This window comes from Bacillus sp. P14.5, from assembly GCF_003316765.1.
In the GTDB taxonomy this organism is placed as follows: Bacteria; Bacillota; Bacilli; order Bacillales; family Bacillaceae_B; genus Rossellomorea.
The window spans coordinates 80,910-106,327 of the sequence record NZ_NIJF01000096.1; the positions used below are offsets into that span (position 1 = coordinate 80,910).

The following is a 25,418-nucleotide window of genomic DNA, read 5'->3' on the forward strand; positions in this document are numbered from 1 at the left end:
TTTTTCAACGCACAAACCAATCCAATTTCTAATCCCATGCTGTATAGCCTCAGTTTTACACCGGAAAGTCAGAGTACTTATCTTCTAAGCTATCAGCCAACAAAAAAACCACCCTTCATGGGATCAGTTTCCCAAAAGGATGGTCTTCGTATCAATATGGTCGAGCTGCAGCCAGTCTTGAGCGATTTTTGAAAATATACGAGATGAACCCGTGGTGAAAAATGTATGCTGTGGAGCCTTCTTCTGTTTATTTAGCATCCCCTGATAATCCAGGATGGCACTCACTTCACTTGCTGTTTCATCTCCTGAATTGATGACTTTTACGTCTTGTCCCATCACGATTTGGATGATTTTTTGCAGGAGGGGGTAATGGGTGCATCCAAGGATTAGTGTATCGATTGGTTCTTCTTTTATCCCTGCGAGCGTTTCATATACGATATCCACTGCCCACTTGCTGTCATACTCACCGCTCTCAACTAGCGGAACAAATTTGGGACATGCAAGGGATGTCACTTGCATAGAGTCGTTGATTGAATGGATCGCCTTGTCATATGCTTTACTGTTCACAGTCCCAACAGTTCCCAGCACACCGATCCTGCCATTTTGGCTGTGTCTTAAGGCAGCTCTCGCCCCAGGCTGTATAACGCCGACCACAGGGATAGGAAGCATGTCCTGGAGTTCTTCCAGCACTACAGCTGTGGCCGTGTTGCAAGCGATAACAAGCATTTTGATGTTGTAGTTCATCAAAAAAGCAGACATCTCCCAGGTGAACTTTTTTACTTCTTCTGCTGTCCTCGGTCCATAGGGGCAGCGGGCGGTATCTCCTAAATAAAAAATCGTCTCATTAGGGAGCTGGCGCATGACTTCCTTAGCTACCGTCAATCCTCCGACACCTGAGTCAATGATTCCTATAGGTTGATTCACAAAAATTTTCCCTCATTTTCATTTCATTTCTTGATGCAGTTTAGAAAGATTCCCATTCAAAGCTTTGATTTCATCACTGGAGAAGTTTTTAAGAATCTGCTGCAAGTATTGCTGCCTTTTCTCAATTACCTCTTCGATGATCCTTTCTCCTTCATGGAGCAGGTGGATTCTCACAACACGCCGGTCTTTATTATCCTTAACTCTTTCTACCAGCTCTGTTTTTTCCATCCTGTCAACCAGGTCGGTAGTAGTGCTGCATGCCAGGAACATTTTGGTGGAAAGTTCCCCGATTGTCATGTCGCCGCCTTCGAACAGCCATTGCAATGCAACGAATTGCGGAGGTGTAATCGTGTATTGGCTGAGGATCTCTCTTCCTTTTTGCTTGATAATAGATGATATGTAACGCAAATCCTTCTCAATATCGGCAAAGACTTCCATATCCTGCGGTTTGTTATTCATTATTGACACTCCTATCAATACCATTTCGTACGAAGTTATATACTTAGCATTGTCCCTGTTTTTTCGACATTTATCAAGTAACTTTTTCAGGTAAATACCTTTCCTTGCTTTTGTTGCTGTTTTAGACAAATATTTAATGAATGCTCTAAGGGCAAGAAAAGATATCTGAACCTAATTAAAACCGGCTGTCCAGTAAGGGCAGCCGGCTAATTTTAAAGCTTGAGTTCCCCCATGCGAAGAAGCTCTACAACAGCTTGAGAACGCCCCTTCACTCCAAGCTTTTGCATGGCGTTGGAAATGTGGTTTCGAACTGTCTTCTCGCTAATGAAAAGTTCACCAGCGATATCTTTAGTCGTTTTGTCCTGGACTAGCAGCTCGAACACTTCTTTTTCTCTTTTGGTAAGCAACGGTTTGTGTGCAAATTCATTGTCCTTCAATTATGGTAACCCTCCTTGCCTTCGCCAGCTTTAAACCGCGGGGATGGGTATTGTCGGTCGTCACGATATCATATGTGAACCATTGGTGTAGAGTGACATAGAGGAGGCTTTAATTAGCAAAAATAGGCAAGGTTATTTTTCAAGTAGAGACATGGGGTTTCCACTATTATTCACACCGTCTGACCGCTTCTATCAATCAACAGCTTTTGGATAAATGATTGGTGTTTGATAATTTCGCCTTCATCTCATCTGTCCAAGGTACTCCCTTTCCTGTCCCCTTGGATATCTGCACCATCGTTCCTCTGCCAGTAAAGCATACCCTGTCACGTTCATCCATTCCCATATAATGAAGATCAACCGAGGATGATCCAATCTTATTAGCATTCACATATACCCGTATCGTTTGATCAAAGTATACCTGTCTTAAGAAATCGCATTGAAGATCTGCTACTACCGGAATTGTGTCATTCTCCGGCTTTACCCAGTCCTGCATGAATCCTTTACTCTTAAAAAATTCAATCCTTGCTTCTTCAAAATAAGTGAATGGAACCGTATTATTTAAGTGGCCAAACATATCAGTTTCTGAGAATCTGACTTTTATCTCATTAAAAAATTCAAATTGGCCTTTCCACTGCTCCATATCTTCAATATATGTAATTCTCATGGTTTTGCCCCTCCTATACTTTGATTGTTTCCAATTAGTAAAACATAGTCTATTTGCTTAAATAAAGCAAAAATGAATGAATGTTCATTCTTTTCTTACTATTATATATTTTTCTGCTTCAAGAAAAAAGATTTTTGTTCCATTTTTACCATATAAGATCACTTCCACAGATGAATCTATTGATCTTGCAGAACAAGGGACATTCCTAGTGAAACTTTAAAACCATTCACTTCTGACCGCCAGCAGGGTACATCTAAATCACTAAAAATATAAATGATGTACCTCGAATAGTGAGCGAGGTACATCAAATGCATTAAAAAAGCGGCCGCTCCCCCCTCCGCCTTCCCTGGTCTCGTCCACTTTAAGGCTATTTCATCTACTGAAAGAAATACACAAAGCCCCTGGTACATTTCACCCAGGGATGCTGGATTTTCAACATAAAAACCCCCGCAAGCTCTATGCCTGCAGGGGTTGGGTTGATCGATAATTAAACCATATTGTCGCTTCCGAAGAAGTTCTTGAACATTTGGAAAGATGTATCACGGTTTAATGCTGCGATGGAAGTTGTCAAAGGAATTCCTTTAGGACAGGATTGCACACAGTTTTGTGAGTTTCCACAGTTCGCAAGCCCTCCATCTCCCATGATACTTTCCAGGCGCTCGTCCTTGTTCATTGCACCCGTTGGATGGGCATTGAACAGGCGGACCTGTGAAAGTGGTGCCGGTCCAATGAAATCTGATTTCGAGTTCACGTTAGGACAAGCCTCCAGGCAGACACCGCAAGTCATACATTTTGAAAGTTCGTACGCCCATTGACGTTTCTTCTCAGGCATACGAGGTCCAGGACCAAGATCGTATGTTCCATCAATCGGCACCCAGGCCTTGACCTTTTTCAGTGAATCGAACATTCTGCTTCGGTCGACCACAAGGTCACGAACAACAGGGAATGTTTTCATTGGCGCCAGACGGATCGGCTGTTCCAGCTTGTCGACAAGCGCAGTACAAGATTGGCGCGGCTTGCCATTGATGACCATTGAACATGCTCCGCATACTTCCTCAAGGCAGTTCATGTCCCAGTTGATCGGAGTCGTCATTTCGCCTTTTACGTTCACAGGATTTCTGCGGATTTCCATCAAAGCGGAAATGACGTTCATGTTCGGGCGGTAAGCCAGTTCGAATTCTTCTGTATAAGATTCAGTATCAGGGCTGTCTTGACGAGTAATGATAAAGCGTACTGTTTTATTTTCACTCATCTTTATTTACCCCCTTTTTCTTAGTGTAGTCGCGCTTACGCGGCGGAATCAACGATGTGTCTACCTCTTCGTAATGGAATTCTGGTGAGTTGGCTTCTGCATTGTATTTCGCCATAGTCGTTTTCAGGAATTTTTCATCATTTCGGTCCGGGAAGTCCGGTTTATAATGGGCTCCACGGCTTTCATCACGCTGAAGGGCACCAATCGTAATGACACGTGCAAGCTGAAGCATATTGTGCAGCTGGCGGGTGAACATTGCACCTTGGTTACTCCATTTTTGGGTATCATTGATATTGATGTTTTTATAGCGCTCCATCAATTCAAGGATTTTTTCATCCGTTTCTTTCAGTTTATCATTGTAACGGACCACTGTAACGTTATCAGTCATCCACTCACCAAGTTCTTTGTGGATCACATAAGCATTTTCAGTTCCATCCAAGGAAAGGATATCGTTCCATTTTTCTTCTTCCTGCTGAACATGTCTTTCAAATAAGGAAGAAGGAAGTTCATCCACACTCTTCTCCAGGCCGCTCATATATTTGATTGCGTTAGGTCCTGCAACCATTCCGCCAAAGATGGCAGAAAGAAGGGAGTTTGCCCCAAGACGGTTTCCACCGTGCTGTGAATAATCACATTCGCCGGCAGCGAACAATCCAGGAATATTAGTCATTTGATCATAATCTACCCACAGGCCGCCCATTGAATAATGTACGGCAGGGAAAATTTTCATAGGGACTTTGCGTGGATCGTCTCCCATGAATTTCTCATAGATTTCAATGATGCCGCCAAGTTTAATGTCCAGTTCTTTAGGGTCTTTATGGGAAAGATCCAGGTAAACCATGTTCTCTCCGTTAATGCCCAGCTTCTGGTTCACGCAGACATCAAAGATTTCACGCGTCGCGATGTCACGAGGGACAAGGTTTCCGTAAGCAGGATATTTTTCCTCAAGGAAGTACCATGGCTTGCCGTCCTTATAAGTCCAAACCCTGCCGCCTTCACCACGGGCAGATTCACTCATGAGGCGAAGCTTGTCATCCCCTGGAATGGCTGTCGGGTGAATTTGGATGAATTCTCCGTTTGCATAATATGCACCCTGCTGATAAACGATCGACGCAGCAGATCCTGTGTTGATGACAGAGTTAGTGGATTTACCGAAGATAATCCCAGGACCTCCCGTTGCCATGATCACTGCATCTGCAGGGAATGATTTAATTTCCATTGTCTTAAGATCCTGTGCAACTATTCCGCGGGCCACTCCTTCGTCATCAATGATGACACCAAGGAACTCCCAGCCTTCGTACTTATTGACAAGTCCAGCCACTTCATGGCGTCGAACCTGTTCATCCAGAGCATATAACAACTGCTGTCCTGTTGTCGCACCAGCGAAAGCTGTTCGGTGATGCTGTGTCCCTCCGAAGCGGCGGAAGTCCAAGAGTCCTTCCGGCGTACGGTTGAACATAACGCCCATACGGTCAAGCAGGTGAATGATTCCCGGTGCAGCTTCCGTCATAGCTTTGACTGGAGGCTGGTTAGCAAGGAAATCTCCTCCGTAAACGGTGTCATCGAAATGTTCCCAAGGAGAATCTCCTTCACCTTTCGTATTTACCGCTCCGTTGATTCCGCCCTGTGCGCAGACAGAGTGAGAACGCTTCACTGGCACTAATGAAAATAAATCGACCGGCGCTCCTGCTTCTGCTGCTTTTATTGTAGCCATCAAGCCGGCTAAACCGCCGCCGACTACAATGATTTTTCCTTTACTCATCTAGACTCACTCCTTCTCCTACAAAAATACCAATATCCGAGTCTTGTAAAATCTGAATCCAAGTTACCTTATTAATGAATTAAACGAACGCATATAGTGATCTGATTCCCACATAGGAAAGAGCAAAGAAAATCCCGATTGTAACATAAGTAGCGATTACTTGGGAACGAGGAGAAACTGTGATTCCCCAGCTCACAAGGAAAGACCACAAACCGTTAGCAAAGTGGAAAATAGTAGAGATGACACCAATAATGTAGAAGCCCATCATAAATGGGTTGGATAGGATGTTCTCCATCATTTGAAAGTTAACTTCTGCTCCGAATGCAGCTGCAACCCTTGTTTCCCATACATGCCACGTTATGAATACCAGCGTGATGACGCCCGATATCCGTTGAAGCAGGAACATCCAGTTACGGAAATAACCGTATTTGCTCACATTGTTCTTTGCTGTGAACGCTATATATAAACCATAAATAGCATGAAACAGCAATGGAAGAAAAATGATGAATGTTTCAAGTACGTACCGGAAAGGTAAACTCTCCATAAAGTGTGCTGCATTATTAAATGCTTCTGCGCCCCGTGTGGCAAAATGGTTTACTACTAAGTGCTGAATCAAGAATATCCCTACTGGAATGACACCTAGCAAAGAGTGAAGCCTGCGTAAATTATACTCACGATTTCCAGCCATGATATACCCCCCTTAATGATGAAAAAATGCATAAAATAAAATCTTGCCAATACTATTAAAGGTATGAACCTTCTGCAAATTTTCATATTATAACAAAAATGTGACATGTTCATTTTACTCCCATGTTAGAGGTGCGTCAAGAAAACGTATACATAAAATTCAGTGATATCGCAAAAATATTTTTAATATATTGATAATATTACTTTGTTGATAAATCTGGCTGAACAGGTACCTTATATAGGGTGAGCAAACTGCGGAAAAATGAAAAAGATGAATAATCATTATGCCGGTAAAACATTCCATCTATACTATTTTTGCTTTAGCGATTTATATTTTACCCTCACCTTGTTTATAATAGATTAATAGAAGATTGTTGATGCACTGGAATTTTTTAAAAATCGACAGAAACAGCAGGAATACTTTTACTATTCAGTGGAAAATAATCAGATAATAACTCTCTTAATTTGAGCAGGTAGAGAGCCTTATAGAAAGAGGGGATAATTTTGGAAAGCAGCAATGAACAAAAAAGCGGGGAAATGGAAGACGTTCCCTTGTTTGGGTACGAATTGATGAGGGATATCCTTCTTCCTGAGATTTTGGGCAAACATACGACAGACATCCTCTACTGGGGCGGCAAAAGCCTTGCAAGGAGATTTCCTCTTGTCTCATTGGAAGAAACCGAAGCATTCTTCCGGGAAGCAGGATGGGGCAAGCTGAGCCTTGCTGATGATAAAAAAGACGAACAAATTTTCACTTTATCCGGACCATTCGTTGAAAGAAGGCTGTCACTCAAAACGGATGTTTCCTTCAAGATGGAAGCAGGCTTTCTAGCAGAACAAGTTCAGTCACAAAAGAAGGCTGTCACTGAAGCGGCTGAAGAAATCCATAAGAGATCCAAAACGGTCAAATTTATCGTCCGGACTGATTCCAAGGATAAAATAGAATAGTTTAAGAGTGATAAAAGAGGCTGGGACAAAACCTTATAAAAAGCTCTTCAAAAGAATGTGTCTGAGTATAAAGAAAGGATTTCCGCTCCAGGTGCACGACTCCGCGGGGCGGGCGCTGAGCCTCCTCGGCTTTGCCTGTGGGGTCTCACCTGTCCCGCTAGTCCCGCAGGAGGTCGCACACCTTCCGCTCCAATCCGCCTACGATCAGGAACTGGCGGATAACCTAATCTAAAAAATAACATCTTTAAGGTAAGAGCCTAATAACAAAAATGAACCGCATGAGATCAAGTATATAACCTTAATCTCATGCGGTTTTATTTTCGATGATTTCTACTTGCATCATTTAGTTTTCTACTTTTGTCCCAGCCTCTTTTTGTGATTTATTTGATTGAAACCTTCTGCGGCTCTTGTGCTTTATCAAGATTAAATTCGGTATGAAGCACCTCCGCAGCTGTCAGCATCTGCGCTTCGTCGACCACAGCTGAAACCTTGATCTCGGATGTACTTACCATTTTGATTGGAATCTGATTGTTGGCCAATACTTCAAACATCTGAGCAGCTACACCCGGATTGGATATCATACCAGAACCCACGATGGACACTTTAGCCAGGCCGCTTTCATGTTCAATGCTGCTGAAACCAAGTTCCTCGCGATTATTTTGAAGCACTTCGATTGTGTCCTCCAAGGATTCCCTTTTAATGGAGAAAGAGAGATTGATTCTGCCTGTTTCTGTTTTGCTCTGTATAATGATATCCACATTGATGTGATTTTTGGCAAGAGTGGTAAAAATGGAAGACAGGCCTGTGATTTCATTCTGCAGCCCTAATACAGTCACCCTGATAATTTCTTCTTCAAATGCTACTCCTCGAACTATCAATCCTGTTTCCATTGAAACTTCCTCCTCAATAATTGTACCTTCTTGTTTATCCATGCTTGATCTCACTACCAGCGGAACACCATGATTCTTGGCAAATTCAACTGCCCTCGGATGCAGGACTCCCGCCCCAAGATTAGCAAGCTCCAGCATTTCGTCATAAGCTACGGATGAAAGCTTACGGGCATTCTTCAGATATCGCGGATCCGAAGTGTAAACTCCATCCACATCTGTATAAATATCGCATCGATCTGCATTTAATGCAGCGGCAAGAGCTACAGCTGTCGTATCGGAACCGCCGCGTCCCAAGGTAGTAATCTCCTTGTTCTCTGCCATTCCCTGAAATCCTGCTGCCACCACAATACGATTGTCTCTAAGGTTTTTGCGGACTCTGTCTGTATTTATGTTTGTAATCCGGGCATTACCATGGATGCTTTCCGTTTCGATGCCGGCCTGCCAGCCTGTCATAGAGACTGCCTCATACCCTGATTCAAGCAGCACCATGGTCAGCAAAGAAATGGTGATTTGTTCCCCGGTAGTAAGGAGCATATCCATTTCACGTTTGCTCGGCTTTGCAGAAGCCTGATAAGCCAAATGAACAAGCCCATCCGTCGTTTTCCCCATAGCTGACACCACAACTACAACATCGTTGCCCTTGTTTTTCTCTTCGATCACACGGAGTGCTGCATTTTTGATTCTATCCATATCACCGACGGAAGTTCCTCCAAATTTCTGAACAATCAGTCCCACAATTCTCGTCCTCTTTTCTTAAGTAATTTTTGCTCTAAGTATAAGTTCAAGAATAACGGTCCATCACGAAAAACAAACCTCAATAAAAAAGGCAATGAGATATTTATCTCATTGCCTGTGAAATCGCAAGAATATGCAGGTTCCACGTGAGATAGCTCTCCAAGACTGTTAATCTTGACAATCCTGCATCTCTTAAATACAGAACCAGCGGAAACAGCCATGAGCCTGCTTTCACTTCGGCGAATTTCCCTTTCAATGTTCGTCATAAGAGCCCATACTCTTCGAAACATCTACTGATGAAAGTCCGCACCTCTATCACCACTTGTATAAAAGTGATAATTTTATAAAATTTTCATTTATTCTAACATAGAATACAAATGATGACAATCTATTTTTCTTCTCTTTAACGGCGTTTATTCTTATGCGGGATGGCTTCTTGGGTACATCTTCTCGATCTTGCTTCTGTTTTGATGTACCCAAGCTGACTCCTTGGGGGCATCTTCTCGACCATGTACCTGTTTTGTTGTACCCAAGCTGGCTTCTTGGGGGCATCTTCTCGACCATGTACCTGTTTTGTTGTACCCAAGCTGGCTTCTTGGGGGCATCTTCTCCACCTTGTACCTGTATTGTTGTACCCAAGCTGGCTTCTTGGGGGCATCTTCTCCACCTTGTGCCTGTATTGTTGTACCCAAGCTGGCTTCCTGGGGACATCTTCTCGACTATGTACCTGTTTTGATGTACTCAAGCTGGCTCCTTGGGGGCATCTTCTCGACCATGTATCTTGTTTTATGTTCTCAAGCTGTGATCTTTAACTCATTTTTATGACTTCAATACAGCCCCCCGGAGATCTTATCCTCGGGCTGTATCATTTTTTATCCATTCCAACTAGTCCTTTTAACACACACCTTTCCGTTAAGACAAAAAACACCCCGCCATCTCATCATGGCAGAGTGTTCCTTAGCTATTCCTTCAATTTCTCCATCAATTCTTCAGCAGCCGATTTTGGAAGGCCCGCATCGATCAGTTCCTCCATCGAAGCTTCTCTCATTTTCTTCATGGATCCAAATGTTTTCAGGAGATGTTTTTTCTTTTTGGCCCAATGCCGCTCACTTCATCCAGCATTGAAGAAAAGGCGGTTTTGCCTCTTAGCTGGCGGTGGAAGGTGATGGCAAATCTGTGCACTTCATCCTGAATTCTTTGCAGCAGATAAAATTCCTGGCTCCTCTTTTCCAGCGGTACGATTTCAAGCGGATTTCCATAAAGCAATTCTGAAGTCTGATGCTTATCGTCCTTGGCCAGTCCGGCTACAGGAATATCGAGATTCAATTCCAATTCCAGCACTTCTTTTGCAGCACCAATCTGGCCTTTCCCGCCATCAATGACGATTAAATCTGGGAGCGGAAGTCCTTCTTTCAGCACTCTGGAATACCTTCTTCTCACTACTTCACGCATGGAGTCATAGTCATCAGGCCCTTTTACCGACTTGATCTTATATTTACGGTACTCTTTCTTTTCCGGTTTGCCGTCAATAAAGACGATCATCGCTGAGACGGGGTCAGTGCCCTGGATATTGGAGTTATCGAAGGCTTCGATCCGGTGAGGAGTATAGATGCCCATCGCCTCACCCAATTTATCAATCGCCATGATCGTCCTTTCCTCGTCCCGCTCAATCAAGGAAAACTTTTCTTTTAAAGCAACTTCGGCATTCTTGCCCGCCAAATGGACCAGACTTTTTTTCTGTCCTCTCTTTGGCTGTGTCGTCCTGACATCCAGAAGTTCTGATACGATTGATTCGTCGATCCCTTCAGGAAGATTGATTTCCTTCGGTTTAAAATGATTGGCCTTGGTATAGAACTGGCCGATATAGGTCAGGAACTCCTCTGCCGGTTCATCATAGATGGGGAACATGGAAACATCACGTTCAATCAGCTTCCCTTGCCTGATAAAAAACACCTGGACACACATCCAGCCTTTATCGACCGCATACCCAAAAATGTCACGGTCCGTGAAGTCAGTCATGGTCATGGTCTGCTTTTCCATCGTCGCCTCAATATGCTGAATCTGATCCCGAAACTCTTTCGCGCGCTCAAACTCGAGGTTCTCTGCAGCCTCGCCCATCTTTTCGTTGAGTTCTTTTTTAATTTCCTTATAACCGCCATTTAAAAAGCGGGCAATCTCATTTGTCAGCTCTTTATACGTTTCAGATTCCACATTATGGACACACGGTGCCAGACACTGCCCCAAATGGTAGTACAGGCATACCCGGTCGGGAAGGTTATCGCATTTTCTCAGAGGATAGATCCTGTCGAGAAGCTTTTTCGTTTCATTTGCTGCCCCTGCATTTGGATATGGACCGAAATACTTTCCCTTATCTTTCTTTACATTGCGTGTGATGATGAGTCGTGGATGCCTTTCTGCAGTCAGCTTGATAAAAGGATAACTCTTATCATCTTTCAGCATGACATTATATTTAGGGTCATGTTTTTTGATCAAGTTCAACTCAAGAATCAGCGCCTCCAAATTGGAAGACGTTATAATATATTCAAAGTCTTCGATCTCTCCGACCAGCCTTTGCGTTTTACCATCATGAGAACCGGTGAAATAGGATCTCACTCGATTCTTCAGCACCTTTGCCTTCCCAACATAAATAATGGTCCCCTGTCTGTCTTTCATCAGGTAGCACCCCGGCTGGTCCGGCAGAAATGCCAATTTATTTGAAATATTTTCGTTCATTTATCCTCACCCCCTGCGGCTTACCATTAAGCATAGCTGTTTCCGCAGGACCTTATTGAAGACCCGCTGCGAAAAACTCTTATAAAAATGAACGGAAAACAGTAAAGTTCCTTCAATAATCATAGGCAATCAGCCCGCCAAGGTCAACTGGCGGGCTTCTGGCAAAAGAATACAGTGATACTGATCATAAATTGATTCCCTTCAGGCAAGGAAATCTGTGCGAGGAGCAGACATCTTTACTTCGTGCCAGCTTCGTCACATCAGCTGTAAAAAAGAAACGAGCCGGACGGCTCGTTTCTTTTACATCCTTACTTCATTAAGCATGTTTGTTCAATAATTCAGCAAGAGCTTCTTTAGGCTGGAAGCCGATGACTTTGTCAACTACTTCTCCATCTTTAAGGACAACCAATGTAGGGATACTCATAACTCCGTAATTCCCTGCAGTTTCTTGATTTTCGTCAACGTCAACTTTGACGATTTTCACTTTATCGCCCATTTCGGTATCCAACTCTTCAAGAACTGGTGCAATCATTTTACAAGGTCCGCACCATGGCGCCCAGAAATCAGCCAGTACTAAACCTGAACTTACTTCGTTTTTGAAATTTTGATCTGTTGCATTTGTGATAGCCATTTATATTCGCCTCCAAATATGTTTCAAAGTTACCGTCAGTATATCATCGTTTTTTTATTGATGCTATAAATATGCTCGCAGGTAATTTACCCTGTTTTGCCTTCTTTATTCATCATAGGCGCTGGTGACGGATTGCGGTCTTTCTGCCTCAAGCCTTCTGTGGAAGGTACATCTTTTTCAAATTATATGGCCAGTATAGACATTTAGTTCTTACCATATGAATCAAGTGTGTAATTTCAAACAGCTGAAAAAACTGTGTGAACTTCTTTATCCGAATACATCTCTTTCAATCTCCTTCATTTCAAAGAAGTACCCCTGTATTGCCATCAATTCATCAAATGTTCCGCTTTCCACAACCTGTCCTTTGTCCATCACAATTATTCTGTCCATTTTTTCCAGTCCCGTTAAGCGGTGGCTGACCAACACGAGTGTATCATTGGCTGCTTGTTCAAAAAGCTGCTTATAGATGAAATCCTCAGTCAGTGCATCAATTGAAGATGTGGGTTCGTCCAAAATCCATAAACGGCCTCCCTTTAACATGGCTCGGGCAATGGCAAGCCGCTGCTTTTCACCGCCAGACAAATTTTCACCACGCTCGAGAACTTCGCTATCCAGATTAAAATGGGCTAACTGAACATTTTCAAGGACCCTCATTAGTTCTTCATCTGTCCTATCAGCCCCTGCCAATTCAAGGTTTTCCCGGATAGTTCCGTAAAAGAAATGATTATCCTGTAAGACAACATTTGCTTTCGACCAGAGGTCTTCCCCATCCAAATGATTAAGCGGAAGGTTTCCAATCCTGATCTCTCCTTCGGCTGCATGGAGCACTTTAAGCAGCAGCATTAATACCGTTGATTTACCAGATCCGCTGGGACCGACAATAGCCGTTTTCGAACCCTCCGGCAGATGGAAGCTCACCTCATTTACTGCCCTGCTGCTTTCTTCCTCGAAGCGGTAAGAAAGTTCCTGGAATTCCACAGATAACGCTTGTGAATCGGGCAGCTTTTCGATCGTACCAGAGGGTTGGACCGGCTCCTCCTTCACCACAGAATATAATCGTTTAGAGGCTGCACGGCTCTCCTCCAGATGGCCGGGCAGTGCTGCCATCGGAGCCGCATTTTCAAAAACAGTCAGCGAAACCATGACAAGCATTGCCAGGAACAAACCATCAAGCTGGCCTTGTGTCACTAAATAGGCTCCCAAGGCAAGAACAGTCCATGAAATCATAAGAGAAACTGCTGTATTGACAGACTGATTGAACATTAATTGAACGGATTCACGTTCCTGCTCATCGATATATTCTCCTGAAGAGGCTTTCAACATTTTTTCTTTTTCATCTAGACGCTGATACAGCTTCAGTTCCCTGAATCCATATAAAATCTCTGTCGCTTCTGTAGAAAGCTTCCCTCTCCTCTCGCGCAATCGGAAATCAATCCTGCGCTTGCTGTATGAGAATATCAAAGGCACAACCAGCGAAGTCAGTATCAGCCCGATAATCAATACGAGAGCGATGTATACAGAGAAAAACATCATAAACACCACTGTACTTAAAAACACGATGATCAGGACGATGGGAGGATAATACACACGCAGAAAAAAGTTCTGCAGACTCTCTACATCCCCCACAATGCGTGATAGCAAATCTCCGCTCCGGTATTTCTGATAAATACCAGGAGCAAGAGGCTCCAGCCTTTTAAAGAAATCAACTCTCAGGTTGCTTAAAATGGAAAAGGTGGCACGATGGGAATAAAGACGTTCCCCATAGCGGCTGCCTGCACGTGCCAACCCAAAAAGTTTCAACAGTGCAATCATGACAGTTAAAGCATACAAAGGGGGAACGAAAGCAGCCTTTGAAATCAAGTATCCGCTGGATGCAAACAGGCCAACCGCTGTTATACCGGCTAAAACTCCGAAGAAGATGGAAAGTAAGATGTCTTTTCTTTCACGTCCGACTTCCTTCATAACAAGCATCAAATCTTTCATCCTGCATCACCCCTCTGTTGAATTGAAACCATGCTGATATAATCCCGCACTGTTCTAATCAATTCTTCATGTGTACCGCCGGCTTTTAACTCTCCATCCTCCATAAACAAGATCAAATCTGCACCTTTGATAGTGTGCAGTCTATGAGCAACGGTGATGACCGTCGATTGATTTGAAAGCTCTTCGATGGAAGCTTGTAAAATTCGTTCTGTTTTTAAATCAAGACCTGTTGTCGGCTCATCAAATAAGATGATGCTTGGCTTCTTCAAAAAAGCCCGGGCAATGGCTAAACGCTGTTTCTCTCCACCCGATAAGCCCCGTCCGCCTTCTCCAACCCGTGTATCGTAACCCTCTTCAAGTGACTCAGCCATTTCTGACAGACCAGCTTTTTCAGCAGCATGTATAATCTCCTGCCGGCTGGCCGCTTTCATTGCTCCTATCGCAATATTTTCCGCTATAGTACCAGAAAATATATACGGGTTCTGGGAAATATAGCTGACTTCATTAAACCATGATTCTTCCGTATAAGAAGAAAGAGGCTGATGATCAACCTCAATCGTGCCCTTGGAGGGAGCTGCAAGTCCCGCAAGCAAATGAAGAAGAGTTGTCTTGCCTGAACCGCTTCTCCCAACAATCGCTGTTTTGGTATAGGGTTTTATGTCGGCGGAGAAGCCTTTTAATTCAAATCCCCCTTCCTCATATTTAAAACCAATATTCTTAATGCTGATTGACGGTGGAGCTGAAACAGCCAGTTCCTTCTCTCCCCATATGACAGGGAGATCTTGTTTATCAAGCTCCTCCTTTATTTTATTTGCAGCGCCCAAACTGCCTCTTCCCGTGTGAAAGGCACTGCCAAGTTCTTTGATTGCAGCATAAAACTCCGGTGCCAGCACCAACAGGAAAAATGCGGTGAAAAATGTTACACTTTCAAACACAACAAGCCGGAGACCAAGTTCAAGGGCAATCAGGCCGATACCGAGCATCGAGATATATTCCAGCATTAAAGAAGAAATAAAAGCAACCTTCAGAACTTCCATGGTTGCATCCCTGAAACCGTGGCTGCTTTCTCGAATGGCCTCTTTTTGCCTCGCGGATTGTCCGAATAATTTTAAAGTCGTCAAGCCTTGAAGCGTGTCCAGAAACTTCCCAGAGAAGGCTGTCATTTGTTCCAATTGCTCCTCTGATTTTTTCTGCGTCTTCATTCCGATAATGATAAAGAACAAGGGAATGAACGGTGCTGTAATGATCATCAGCAAGCCAGTTGAAATATGCTGGGTAAAGGCCGCAATAAGAATCATAAGCGGAACAATCGAAGTCTGGATAACCTGGGGAATATAACGGCTGAAATAACTGTCGATTCCATCAACCGCATCCAGCATGATGCTCACCTTGTGTCCAGACTGGCCTTTGAGAGAAGATCTTAGTGGATTTTGAGTGTATTTAGCCAGAAGCCTTTCCCGAAGGCTGCTCTTTACTTTGGAAGCCATCCTTGCCCCTGCACGTCCGCTGCCAAAGTTCAATAAGACCCTGAATATCAGCACAAGGGCCAGCCAGCCAAGCAAATGTACAACGTCCCCAAAAGAATGCCCCTGCAGAAACACCCGATCAACTACAGACACAATCAAATATGCCTGGGCAATGATACTTAAACCTGTAAAGACGGCTGTGGCTCCAAGATATAACAACGTTCCTCTATGATGTTTCAAAAATGGATTTAAAATATTCATATTGAAAATCTCCTATCTTAAAAGAAGAATCTGAATGACTACTTCGCTTGTGAACATATTCACAATATTATAGTTTCATTATACATAACTATAAGGAGAAATTCATCTGAAAGGCTCAAGAGGCGGCAAACCTCTCTAATTATGTAAATTTATAATATGGCTTGCTGCCTAATTATTGGTTTCTTATAGCTTTGCAGACCTTTTTCCTGGGACATCTCTTTTCATTGGCCCGTATTCTCACTTTACGGTCCGTTATCCTGGCGCTTCTCCCTTTTCAAGGGTCCGTATTCTCACTTTTTTATAAACAAACTTTATAAAATTGACAATCAACAATAGAGCCTGCCTAGCGTTAAGATTGTCTTTGAATCAGAAAACTTCAAGAAACCCAAGTAGAGCTCTGCTTCTTCCTATTCCTCTTTAACACAAATGAAAAACCCAAATATAAAAAGAAAGCACCCGTCTAATTAACGGATGCTTTCTAACTGAGTAATTCAAACTTTTTCCAAAAGATATTTCAATAATCCAGCCTGCACTTTAAGAAGAGGAAACTTTTAATTTCTTAAACTCTTCCGTCAACATAGGAACCACTTCGAATAAGTCTCCAACGATTCCGTAATCAGCTACATTGAAGATACTTGCTTCAGGGTCTTTGTTGATAGCAACAATGACCTTGGAGTTAGACATACCGGCCAAATGCTGGATTGCGCCTGAGATACCGCAGGCAATATACAAGTCTGGAGTGACTACTTTACCCGTTTGCCCGATTTGAAGGGAGTAATCGCAATAGTCCGCATCACATGCACCACGTGAAGCTCCTACAGCGCCGCCTAATACATCGGCAAGCTCTTTAAGCGGTCCGAAACCGTCTGTGCTTTTCACACCGCGTCCTCCTGCGATGACGACTTTCGCTTCAGAAAGATCTACACCATCTGTTGCTTTTCTTACAACATCTTTAATAATTGCACGAAGGTCTTTAATCTCCACGGATACTGAGCTAACATCCCCGCTTCTGGAATCATCTTTTTCAAGCGGGTCAATATTGTTAGGACGGATTGTCGCGAAAATCAGACCGTCTGTCACAATTTTCTTTTCAAATGCTTTACCAGAATAGATAGGGCGTGTGAAAACAAGGTTTCCGCCTGCCTCTTCAAGAGCAGTGGCATCAGAAATCAATCCTGAACCTAATTTGCTCGCAATCTTAGGAGCCAGATCTTTTCCAAGAGCTGTGTGGCCAAAGATGATTCCCTCTGGGCTTTCCTGATCAAGGACAGCCATCAATGCTTGAGAATATCCATCAGAAGTATACTGCTCCAGCTTTTCATCCTCTACCACAATGACACGGTCCGCTCCGTATTGAATCAGTTCATTTCCTAAAGCGCTTACAGAACTGCCCAATAAAACTCCTATTACTTCTCCGCCCTCGGCAACTGTCTTACCTGCGGCAATTGCTTCGAAAGAAACGTTTCTCAATGCGTTGTCACGCGCTTCTCCAAGTACCAATACTTTTCTTGCCATGTTCGATTACCTCCTGAGTGAATGATCTGTTGATTGTATATTAGGCTCGTTCGCATATACTGCTTTAAAATCCATAAAGTGAATACTAGTTGATTTCCGCTCCAATCGATTTTCAACTTGGATCTTTTATACAGCTCCACTGTTGGAATCCTGCAGAAAATCAATTCGTTCAGCAGCTAGCGATTTCTGCCGTAGATTAAACGACTTTGGCTTGTGTATGAAGCAGCCCGACCAGTTCTTTCACTTGGTCATCAAGCTCACCTTCAAGGATTTTGCCCGCTTCTTTCTCTGGCGGCATGAAGATTTCAATCGTTTTAGTCTTCGCCTCAACATCTTCTTCTTCAAGATCTAAATCATCAATTTCGATTTCATCTAAAGGTTTTTTCTTTGCTTTCATGATACCAGGCAAAGAAGGGTATCTAGGCTCATTCAATCCCTGCTGCGCTGTAACGAGTAAAGGAAGTGATGTTTCGATTGTTTCAGAATCACCCTCTACATCGCGGACAACTGTTACAGTTCCTCCATTGATTTCAAGGCTTGTGATAGTAGTCACATAAGGGATATCCAGCTGTTCCGCTACACGTGGTCCAACCTGGCCCGATCCCCCGTCAATGGCAACGTTCCCCGCAAGGATTAGATCCGCTTCCTTGTCTTTAAGATACTCTGCAAGGATTTTGGCTGTTGTGAATTGGTCACCATTTTCAACATCATCTTCTATGTTGATGAGTACCGCTTTATCGGCTCCCATTGCCAAAGCAGTTCGAAGCTGCTTTTCTCCTTCTTCGCCGCCGACAGACACAACAGTGATTTCCCCGCCGTGCTCGTCACGCACCTGGATCGCTTCCTCTATCGCGTACTCATCGTAAGGATTGATGATGAATTCGGCACCATCCTCACTGATTTGGCCATTTGAAATACTGATTTTCTCTTCAGTATCGAAAGTTCTTTTCATTAGTACGTAGATGTTCATATCTTGTTCCCTCCTAAAATTTCAAACTTTCAATTGGTTAAAAAGATTGAGAATATTTAAAGTAAAAATTTTTCACCTGGGATTCAGGAGATAAGCCGGGATTCCGGCTTATCTGCCCTTGAATTCAGGTGCGCGCTTTTCAATGAAAGCCTTGATGCCTTCCTGGCCATCCTCGGACACAAAGACGTCTCCGAATAATTCCGCTTCCCGTCTGACTCCCTCATAAAAGCGTTCGTGCTTAGAAAAACTTAGAAGTTCTAAAGCGGCTTTCATTGCCACTGGACTCTTCTTGGCAATACTGAACGCCATTTCTTTCGCTTGTTGAAGGACTTCTTCATCTGGGTATGCTCTATTTGCCAAACCCCATTGAACTGCTTCCTTACCGGAAATTGGTTCACTTGTAAGCAGCATTTCCGCCGCTTTCGCTGACCCGACAAATTTAGCAAGCCTTTGGGAGCCGGCAAATCCAGGGACCAGTCCTAATTGCAGTTCCGGTAGACCAAGCTTCGCATTTTCGCCTACAAGGCGGATATGGCATCCCATTGCCAGTTCCAGGCCGCCTCCCAATGCAGCGCCATGAATGGCGGCAATAATCGGTTTCGGGAAATTCTCCATTCGTTCAAAGAGATCCTGGCCCCTTTTGGAAAGTTTAGAGAAGTCCTCTCCGCTTTCCACTTTGGTGAACTCCTTAATGTCTGCACCGGCAGAGAAGAATCTGCCTTCACCGTGGAGCAGGATGACCCTTGCTTCTTCTTTCTTCTCGAGCTCATCCATCAGCCCATCCAGTTCGATGATTAAGTCACTGGCAAGGGCGTTGGCCGGCGGACGCTGAATCGTTACGAGCGCTGCCTGATTTTCTATCTTGTAACTCAAATACTGCATTTGGACATCCTCCCTTACACAATACTTCAGTTCCTTGAACCGCAGCCGTTGAGCAGCAGTTTATGAATTTCAGGAACTTGTGCCGACAGGTCATACTTTTGTTCATTCATGACCCAATTGGTAAGCATCTCATCGATCGTGCCAAAAACCATTTGGCGTGCAAGGCGTATATCAAGGTCCTCCGAAAATTCCCCGGACTCGATGCCTTCAATCAGAATCTTATCTATGACTGTCAGGTATCCTTTAAGGACCTCATTGATTTTCAATCGGATATCCTTATTGGACTGCCTGAGCTCCAGCTGGGTTACTATGGCAAGATGGTGATCTTCCGACAAGATTTTACAATGATTTTCAATCATCACTAATAACTTCTCCGCTGCTGTTCGTTTTCCTGCTATAACTTCTTCAATTTTTTCGACAAACATTCCCATCTTTTCACGAAAAAGCGAAATCAGGATATCTTCTTTGTTTTTGAAGTAGAGATATATGGTTCCATCTGCGACCCCTGCCTGTTTGGCTATCCTTGAAACTTGAGCCTGATGGTATCCATTTTCAGCAATTACTATTACAGCGGCATCAATAATTTGTTTATACTTCGGTTTGTCTCTTTTCATATCATGCCCGCCTTTATAAATAATGAATGACTATTCATTCATAAATTCATCATAAAATGTGCGAGAAAAAATGTCAAGAAGAATATCCTTGTCCCATTCCCTTTCAAAAAGAAAGGCCTGATCGCAGCCTCGATGTCTTTTCCCATTTACTATACTAGTATGAAGTTTTGTATTTTCCAACTATCTCTAACCGAGCTTTTCTTCATTATCCTTCAATTTTTGTTTCTCTTCATCAACAAGTGCCCTTCTCAGGATCTTTCCTACAGCCGTTTTCGGAAGTTCATCCCGGAATTCATAAATCCTCGGAACTTTGTAAGCAGCAAGGTGCTTCCTCGCAAATGAATCAAGGTCTTTCTCTGTGAGATTCGAGCTCTCCTTCAGCACAACATATGCTTTTACAGTTTCCCCGCGATAAGGATCAGGAATACCCGCAGCGACAACTTCTAGAACATCCGGGTGTTCATACAGCACTTCTTCAATTTCCCTTGGATAAATGTTAAATCCTCCGGCAATAATCATATCCTTCTTACGGTCCACTACATAGAAGTAGCCTCTTTCATCCATATAGCCCAGATCACCTGTAAGCAGCCAGCCATCTTTCAGGGTCATTTCAGTTTCTTCCGGACGGTTCCAATAGCCTTTCATCACTTGAGGGCCTTTGACACAAATTTCGCCAATTTCATTCGGAGGAAGCTTTTCGCCTGTTTCCATTGAAAAAACAGCAGCGTCTGTATCCGGCCATGGTATTCCGATGCTTCCCTTCACTCTTTCCCTGTCCCAAAGGAAATTGGAATGCGTCACTGGCGAAGATTCAGTCAGGCCGTAGCCTTCCACTAACTTGCCGCCAGTTACTTCTTCAAATTTCTGCTGTACTTCTACAGGAAGCGGGGCCGAGCCGCTGATACAGGAATCGATGGAAGACAAGTCATATTTTTTCAAGTCAGGATGGTTGAGTAACCCAATGTAAATGGTCGGTGCACCCGGAAACAAAGTAGGCTTCTGTTTTTGAATCGTTTTCAACGTGGTTTCTGCATCAAACTTAGGAAGCAGTACCATTTTATATCCTTGCATGACAGATAAAATCATTACGGTGGTCATCCCGTACACATGGAAGAATGGGAGAATGCCCAATACGATTTCTTCCCCTTTTTTACATTTATATAGCCAGGTGTCACACATCATAGCATTGGAAACAAGATTTTTGTGAGTCAGCATGACTCCTTTTGGAAAACCTGTTGTCCCGCCTGTATATTGAAGCAGGGCCAGGTCATTTTCAAAATCAAGCGGGATATCGATAGGACTGTTATCCGCCGATTTCATAATATCTGTAAAAAGATGATTCTTCTCTGAAGGTTCCACCTTAACGACAATGTTATACTGCTTCTTTTGAATAAAAGGATAGATTAAATTCTTCGGAAACGGTAGATAGTCTTTGATAGCGGTTACAATTACATGCTGAAGTGACGTTTCCTTCATTACTTTTGTCACCTTTGGAAAAAGGATATCCATTGTAAGGATGACTTTTGCCCCAGAATCCTTCATCTGATACTCTATTTCCCTCTCCATATAGAGCGGGTTTGTTTGAACAACGACTCCTCCGGCATAGAGAATTCCATAATAGCCAATGACGGATTGCGGTGTATTCGGCAGCATGATTGCCACCCGGTCCCCTTTTTCAACACCCAGTGTCTTAAGATAATTGGCAAACTTCAATGCAGAGTTATAAAGGTCGCGGTAATTGATTTCTTTCCCCATGAAATGGATAGCAGACTTATCGGGATAAAGTTCTGCTGCTTTTGTCAGGTAGTCCTGCAGCGGCTTGGGTGTATAATCCAGTTCCTTTTTTACTTCATCCGGATATAATTCGAGCCACGGTTTTTCCATAATGCTTCCCCCCTTTTAATTTTTAGAAAATTTTAATTCTTTATGCTATTATAGTATATCTTTACTATTGATACAATTCGAATTCATTCAATACAGTATGTATATTTTCGGCAAATGAAAAAGAGAACGGCAATAACCGTTCCCTTTCTTGTCCTTAAACGAAGAATACCATATAAAGGATCCCCACAATTATAAACACGGCACAAAGTCCCAATAATACTTTTGCTAATGTTTCCATTTTTCTCTCCTTATGAAATGCCTGCTCCTATAACATAAGACAGGCCGACTGATATGACCAGGGAAATAAAACCTACTGCCCGATTGTCTTTCTCGATTTCTTCATCGATCTTAAACTTAGGTGTCATAAACTCATAGATGAAGTACCCGGACAAAAGCAGGAAGAAACCAAAAACTCCCCAGCCGATGGTCGTCATCAACGTATCATTTTCGGCAATCGAGTGCCGGAAGATATTGGCGATTCCAAAAATTTTTCCACCAGTGGCCATCGCTACTGCTAAATTCCCCTTTTTGATTTCGTCCCAGTTATTGTATTTCGTAACCAGTTCGAAAATGGAAAGAAACAGCACAAGAAACAGCACGACGACACTGTAATAACCTGCAGTCTGAATAAATTCATTTTCCCAAAAGTCCATCCCTAAACACCCTTAAATGATTTAATAAATACTCTTTTTAAGCTCTTTCGTAAAAGGTTGCTGCTGTCTTTTAATAAATGGATTTCCGCTCCAGTCGTACAACTCCGCGGGGCGGACGGTGAAACAAAAGCGGAAGCGGCCGTTCAGCGACGTACAGATTTTAGGGCTCTCGTATGAGATAAAGGAATCACGAAGAGAGTAAGCGATTCGATGATGACTTATCGCAAGGAGAGAGACCGAAATCTGCTAGGCGCTGGCCGCTGGAGCTGGATGAGCCTCCTCGGCTTCGCCTGTATATAAAGTGGAAGCGCCCTGATCAGCCCCGACAGGCAAATGTTCTCTAGAGGTTATTTGACCCCGAGGGGCTAGGCGCTGGAACTAGATTGGGGGTTACGTTCCAGTGGGTACGTAACCTTGGTCTCACCTGTCCCGCTAGTCCCGCAGGAGATCGCACGCCTGCAGCGAAGATCCTCTTAGATAACGTACTGTAGGATAAAAATGCATTACAAAGCAAAAACCTTTTAGAAAAGAGATTCTCGTGATAATTGTTTCTTTTTAAAAGTAGTTGATTTCTGTTCTAAATCCGTAACTCCTTAAGGCCACCTTCCACTGGATACATAACTTTGATCTGACTTGTTATAAAGCGGCCCTACTGCCCCTAGAAATAAATGTTCAAGAGAAAGTTAAGTTAATTAGATAAGGAACCAAGGCTTTACTTAAATTCTACTACACTGACACCGGTTCCGCCTTCTCCTGCTTCACCAAGACGCACTCTTTTGACAGAGCGGTGGTTTTTTAAGTATTCCTGAACACCCTGCCTGAGGGCACCTGTCCCTTTGCCATGAATGATGGAAACCCGAGGGTATCCTGCTAATAAGGCATCGTCAATATATTTTTCGACTCTGGACAGGGCATTTTCGAACCTTTCACCCCGAAGGTCCAGTTCCAATCCAACATGAAAATCTTTACCTTTTACAGTGGCCATCGGTTTGGTTTCAACCTTTTTCTCTGCCTGGATGAACTGAAGATCGGATTCCTTGACCTTCATCTTCATGATTCCCATTTGGACCTGCCATTCTTTAGAGGATACTTTTTCAATCAGGTGGCCCTTCTGGTCGAATGTAAGGACCTTCACTTCATCCCCTGGCTTAAGTTCCCGCTGGCCTGTGCTGGCTTTTTTCGGTTTGCTTCTGTCCAGGTTCGGTGCAGCGCCTTCAATCCGTTTCTTGGCATCGATCAGTTCATGCTCTTTAACATCGGCACTTTTTTCAAGCCTCATTTTCCTGAGGTCCCTGATCACTTCTTCCGCTTCTTCTTTTGCTTTCTCAACGACTTGAGAGGCTTTTAATTCAGCTTTTTCATATAAGCTGTCACGCTTATCATAAAACTCCATCATTTGTTTCTGCATATCTTTATGCATCATATCTGCCTGCTTCAGTAGTTCATGCGCTTCATCATAATCTGATTCAGCATCTTTCCTGCTTTTCTCAAGTGATGCAATCATATTTTCAATTTCTTTGCTGTCTGTTCCAATATGCGATTTGGCGCGGTTAATGACCCTGTCGGCCAGCCCAAGCCGTTTGGATATTTCAAATGCATTGCTTCGGCCCGGGACACCAATCAAAAGCTTATATGTTGGACTCAGGGTCTCTACATCAAATTCCACACTGGCATTGATGACACCATCCCGATTATAACCATAAGCCTTCAGTTCAGGATAGTGGGTAGTAGCAACGACCTTCGCACCTCTTTGATGTACCTCATCCAGGATGGAAATCGCCAGCGCTGCACCTTCCTGCGGATCTGTTCCAGCGCCAAGCTCATCAAAAAGAACGAGGCTTTCATGATCGACTTTGCCGAGAATATCCACAATATTCACCATGTGTGAAGAGAAGGTACTCAAACTTTGCTCTATCGACTGTTCATCACCTATATCAGCATATACATTCTGGAATACTCCCATTTTAGAGCCATCCAATGCAGGAATCTGCAGCCCTGCCTGCCCCATCAATGTCAGCAGCCCGACAGTTTTCAAAGTAACGGTTTTACCGCCTGTATTCGGTCCGGTGATGACAATCGAACTGAAATCTTTGCCCAATTCAATGTCATTGGCAACTGCTTCTTCAATAGGAAGCATAGGATGCCGCGCCCTGTTCAATTTCAGCACTTGCTCTCCATTGATCTCAGGCTTAGTTCCTTTGATAGACTTTCCGTACTTTGCTTTAGTGAACATGAAATCTATATCAGCCAGGATGGCGACAATCGTTAATAGGTCCTCAGAATACCCGCTGACTTCTACCGTCAATTCGGTAAGAATCCTTTCGATTTCCAGTCCTTCTTTCAGCTTTAATTCACGCAGTGCATTATTAAGCGTGACAATGACTTCAGGTTCAATGAAGAGAGTCTGGCCGGAAGATGACTGGTCATGGATGATCCCCCCATAATTTCCCCGGTACTCCTGCTTAACCGGAATAACATACCGGTCATTCCGGATAGTGATAATCGCATCGGAAAGCATCTTTTGTGCATTGCTGGAACGGATCATCCTTTCAAGCTTTTCCCTGATCCGCCCTTCATTTGCCCTGATTTGCGATCGGATCTGTCTTAGTGGATCACTTGCCGAATCCAGAATTGCTCCATTTTCATCGACAACCGCCCTGATTTTATGCTCCAGAGGGGTTAATACCATCATCTCGCTGACTTTTTCCGAGAGAATCAGCAGATCTATATCTTCCTCCTCCAGATCCTCCATGAACAGCCTGATCTGTCTGCTCGCATAAATCGTGCTCGCTACCTGTACAAATTCCTGAGGACTCAGCATGCCGCCGATTGTGGCACGTTTGACAGCAGGACGGATATCAAAGATCCCTCCAAGCGGCGCATGTCCTTTTAGTCTCAGGATGCCTGCCGCTTCATCTGTCTCTTCTTGTATTCTGATTACTTCTTCCAGGGATGTTGAAGGCTGTAGGGCTTCAACCCTTGCTCTTCCAAGCGCAGAAGCCGCAAATCCTGCAAGCAGTTCTTTCACCTTGTTAAATTCCAGCGTCCTTAATACTTTATCATTCATG

The 25,418-nt window shown here is 43.5% G+C and carries 20 protein-coding genes, 1 pseudogene and 1 riboswitch; of the genes and pseudogenes, 1 reads left to right on the forward strand and 20 read right to left on the reverse strand.

Features of this window, described 5'->3' with window-relative positions; translation table 11 throughout:
- Positions 1-123: 123 nt before the first annotated feature.
- From racE to B9Z54_RS20350, 7 genes are all read right to left on the reverse strand, one after another.
- Positions 124-924, reverse strand: coding sequence for a glutamate racemase (gene racE, locus B9Z54_RS20315; RefSeq protein WP_113930205.1), 801 nt, complete (start codon positions 922-924; stop codon positions 124-126).
- An 18-nt stretch (positions 925-942) separates the two neighbouring features.
- The gene (locus B9Z54_RS20320) at positions 943-1,383 is read right to left on the reverse strand and encodes a MarR family winged helix-turn-helix transcriptional regulator (protein ID WP_113930206.1); all 441 of its coding nucleotides are present in this window, start codon (positions 1,381-1,383) and stop codon (positions 943-945) included.
- Positions 1,384-1,595: 212 nt separating this feature from the next.
- A complete protein-coding gene (locus B9Z54_RS20325; RefSeq protein WP_113930207.1) occupies positions 1,596-1,820 on the reverse strand; it encodes a helix-turn-helix domain-containing protein in 225 nt (74 codons plus the stop codon).
- A 196-nt stretch (positions 1,821-2,016) separates the two neighbouring features.
- On the reverse strand, positions 2,017-2,484 hold the full coding sequence (locus tag B9Z54_RS20330; RefSeq protein WP_113930208.1) for an acyl-CoA thioesterase: 468 nt from the start codon (positions 2,482-2,484) through the stop codon (positions 2,017-2,019).
- A gap of 487 nt (positions 2,485-2,971) precedes the next feature.
- The gene (gene sdhB, locus B9Z54_RS20340) at positions 2,972-3,736 is read right to left on the reverse strand and encodes a succinate dehydrogenase iron-sulfur subunit (protein ID WP_113930210.1); all 765 of its coding nucleotides are present in this window, start codon (positions 3,734-3,736) and stop codon (positions 2,972-2,974) included.
- Positions 3,729-5,498, reverse strand: coding sequence for a succinate dehydrogenase flavoprotein subunit (gene sdhA / locus B9Z54_RS20345; protein ID WP_113930211.1), 1,770 nt, complete (start codon positions 5,496-5,498; stop codon positions 3,729-3,731). Before sdhA ends, sdhB begins: the two co-directional genes overlap by 8 nt.
- Before the next feature lie 79 nt (positions 5,499-5,577).
- Positions 5,578-6,186 carry a succinate dehydrogenase cytochrome b558 subunit gene (locus B9Z54_RS20350; RefSeq protein ID WP_113930212.1) on the reverse strand — a complete coding sequence of 203 codons (609 nt, stop codon included), beginning with the start codon at positions 6,184-6,186 and terminating at the stop codon, positions 5,578-5,580.
- Between the two features lie 503 nt (positions 6,187-6,689).
- Between B9Z54_RS20350 and B9Z54_RS20355 the strand changes: the two genes are divergently transcribed.
- A complete protein-coding gene (locus B9Z54_RS20355; protein ID WP_113930213.1) occupies positions 6,690-7,133 on the forward strand; it encodes a YslB family protein in 444 nt (147 codons plus the stop codon).
- Between the two features lie 380 nt (positions 7,134-7,513).
- On the opposite strand, the gene B9Z54_RS20365 is transcribed toward B9Z54_RS20355, so the two are convergent.
- The 13 genes and pseudogenes from B9Z54_RS20365 to B9Z54_RS20430 all read right to left on the reverse strand — a co-directional run bounded on the left by B9Z54_RS20365 (position 7,514) and on the right by B9Z54_RS20430 (position 25,417).
- A complete protein-coding gene (locus tag B9Z54_RS20365; RefSeq protein WP_113930215.1) occupies positions 7,514-8,758 on the reverse strand; it encodes an aspartate kinase in 1,245 nt (414 codons plus the stop codon).
- Between the two features lie 144 nt (positions 8,759-8,902).
- Positions 8,903-9,081, reverse strand: a riboswitch (Lysine riboswitch).
- Entirely contained in the window at positions 9,074-9,397 is a 324-nt protein-coding gene (locus B9Z54_RS20375; RefSeq protein WP_162785306.1) for a hypothetical protein, read from the reverse strand. Its footprint overlaps the riboswitch before it by 8 nt.
- Positions 9,398-9,719: 322 nt before the next feature.
- Positions 9,720-11,491: pseudogene (uvrC, locus tag B9Z54_RS20380) on the reverse strand (excinuclease ABC subunit UvrC).
- A 316-nt stretch (positions 11,492-11,807) separates the two neighbouring features.
- Entirely contained in the window at positions 11,808-12,122 is a 315-nt protein-coding gene (gene trxA / locus B9Z54_RS20385; RefSeq protein ID WP_113930218.1) for a thioredoxin, read from the reverse strand.
- 267 nt (positions 12,123-12,389) lie between these two features.
- On the reverse strand, positions 12,390-14,105 hold the full coding sequence (gene cydC / locus B9Z54_RS20390; protein WP_113930219.1) for a thiol reductant ABC exporter subunit CydC: 1,716 nt from the start codon (positions 14,103-14,105) through the stop codon (positions 12,390-12,392).
- Positions 14,102-15,832, reverse strand: a complete 1,731-nt coding sequence (gene cydD, locus B9Z54_RS20395; protein WP_113930220.1) for a thiol reductant ABC exporter subunit CydD — start codon at positions 15,830-15,832, stop codon at positions 14,102-14,104. The genes cydC and cydD overlap by 4 nt, the downstream gene beginning before the upstream one ends.
- A 534-nt stretch (positions 15,833-16,366) precedes the next feature.
- On the reverse strand, positions 16,367-17,347 hold the full coding sequence (locus B9Z54_RS20400) for an electron transfer flavoprotein subunit alpha/FixB family protein (RefSeq protein WP_113930221.1): 981 nt from the start codon (positions 17,345-17,347) through the stop codon (positions 16,367-16,369).
- Positions 17,348-17,543: 196 nt separating this feature from the next.
- The gene (locus B9Z54_RS20405) at positions 17,544-18,317 is read right to left on the reverse strand and encodes an electron transfer flavoprotein subunit beta/FixA family protein (RefSeq protein WP_113930222.1); all 774 of its coding nucleotides are present in this window, start codon (positions 18,315-18,317) and stop codon (positions 17,544-17,546) included.
- 108 nt (positions 18,318-18,425) lie between these two features.
- The gene (locus B9Z54_RS20410; protein ID WP_113930223.1) at positions 18,426-19,199 is read right to left on the reverse strand and encodes an enoyl-CoA hydratase; all 774 of its coding nucleotides are present in this window, start codon (positions 19,197-19,199) and stop codon (positions 18,426-18,428) included.
- 26 nt (positions 19,200-19,225) lie between these two features.
- Entirely contained in the window at positions 19,226-19,813 is a 588-nt protein-coding gene (locus B9Z54_RS20415; RefSeq protein ID WP_113930224.1) for a TetR/AcrR family transcriptional regulator, read from the reverse strand.
- 186 nt (positions 19,814-19,999) lie between these two features.
- The gene (locus B9Z54_RS20420) at positions 20,000-21,697 is read right to left on the reverse strand and encodes a long-chain-fatty-acid--CoA ligase (RefSeq protein WP_113930225.1); all 1,698 of its coding nucleotides are present in this window, start codon (positions 21,695-21,697) and stop codon (positions 20,000-20,002) included.
- 248 nt (positions 21,698-21,945) lie between these two features.
- Positions 21,946-22,350, reverse strand: coding sequence for a DUF350 domain-containing protein (locus tag B9Z54_RS20425; protein WP_113930226.1), 405 nt, complete (start codon positions 22,348-22,350; stop codon positions 21,946-21,948).
- 712 nt (positions 22,351-23,062) lie between these two features.
- Complete coding sequence (locus B9Z54_RS20430) at positions 23,063-25,417, reverse strand: endonuclease MutS2 (protein ID WP_113930227.1); 2,355 nt, start codon at positions 25,415-25,417, stop codon at positions 23,063-23,065.
- Position 25,418: the final 1 nt, after the last annotated feature.